At 66.7% G+C, this 1,265-nt stretch carries 1 protein-coding gene; it reads right to left on the bottom strand.

Annotated elements, in window-relative coordinates:
• The coding region (locus N538_RS0101930) for a CotH kinase family protein (protein ID WP_028635884.1) at positions 1–1,265 on the bottom strand (1,265 nt) is incomplete at both ends.

The raw sequence follows: 1,265 nt of genomic DNA, 5'->3' as shown, positions 1-1,265 counted from the left end.
GCGTCGTCACCGGCGGTGGGGGAGTGCTGGATCTCGTCGATGACCATGTCCGGCGCGGCCGGCTGGTTCCCCGGCACCCGCGAGTCCGACGCGAACACCGTCCGGCGATCAGCGATCCCCTTGAACAGCCTGCTGCGCTGCGTGGTGTAGCTCTCCGTCTCGTCGTAGACCCAGGTGGCGAAGTCCTGCGCGATGTCCGGCTGGGCGACGCCGACGACGGTGTCGTACAGCGACTCCATCCGATTCGGGGCCAGGATGTCGTTGACCAGCGTGCGCAGCCGCCGGAAGTACATGTCCTTCAGTTGGGGGGTGGCCAGCAGCGCCTCCATGATCGGGTTGATCCGGTCCCCGGGTTCGGCCGGAGTCACGAAGTTGCTGGTGACGAAGCAGCACATGTTGCCCAGGGTGTGGTCGAGGTCCCAGGGCAGCATCGACCACCGGCCGGTGTCCGGGTCCTGGGCGAGGTAGAAGTTCTTGGTCGACGAGTCGACGTGCTTGAGGATGGCGGTCACGGCCGCGTAGTTGACCATCTGGGGCAGGTCCGCGTTGGCCAGCATGTAGTCGCGCTCGGCCGTGCCGGTGAGGTTCACGCCGTTCAGGAAGCTCTGCAGCGGTGCGTAGTCGTTGTCGTCCGGCGCCTTCTTCTCGAAGCGCCGGTTCGCGAGCGGCACGGTGCTGTCGAAGGCGTTGATGTTGGCCTTGAAGAACTGGTTGTCGTCGTAGCCCTCGCGCTTGCGCCAGGTCCCGTCGTACAGGTCCAGGTAGTTGTAGACGCCCTGGAACGCGCCGTTGCGCTGCGTCCGGACGGGGAACACCTGCGTGTTGATCACGCCGGCACGCCGGAACGCGTCGAAGCTGAGGAGTGAGCGGCCGTGGGAGACGTCGCTGTAGTCGGCCTGCATGGCGAACTCGTCGACCGGCTCGGCCAGGAGGCTGCCCATGTCGAGGTCGTGGTTCTTCGGCATCTGGAAGGCCCAGTTGGGCTTCGGCGTGTCCTGCGAGCCCTGGCCGCGGATGTTGACCTGGACGTTGTCGTAGACGGTGTCGCCGTAGGCGAGCACTGCGGAGCGGGTGATGTCGGCGGTGGGGTTGCCGGTGATGGCGGTGTAGTCGGCGTCGGCGATGAACCAGCGGAAGACCGGGAGTGCGGACGTCACGTTGTCCTGGGCCACGACGCCGCGGTAGTTGATGGTGTCGTCGGCGCGGGGGACGCGGCTGGTGGTGACGGCGTTGGTGGCTTCGACGCGGTATCGGATCAGGTGGCC

The organism is Nocardioides sp. URHA0032 (assembly GCF_000620645.1).
Classification (GTDB): Bacteria; Actinomycetota; Actinomycetes; order Propionibacteriales; family Nocardioidaceae; genus Nocardioides.
Note: the sequence above shows the minus strand (reverse complement) of the source record. Positions and strands in the feature narration are given on the sequence as shown.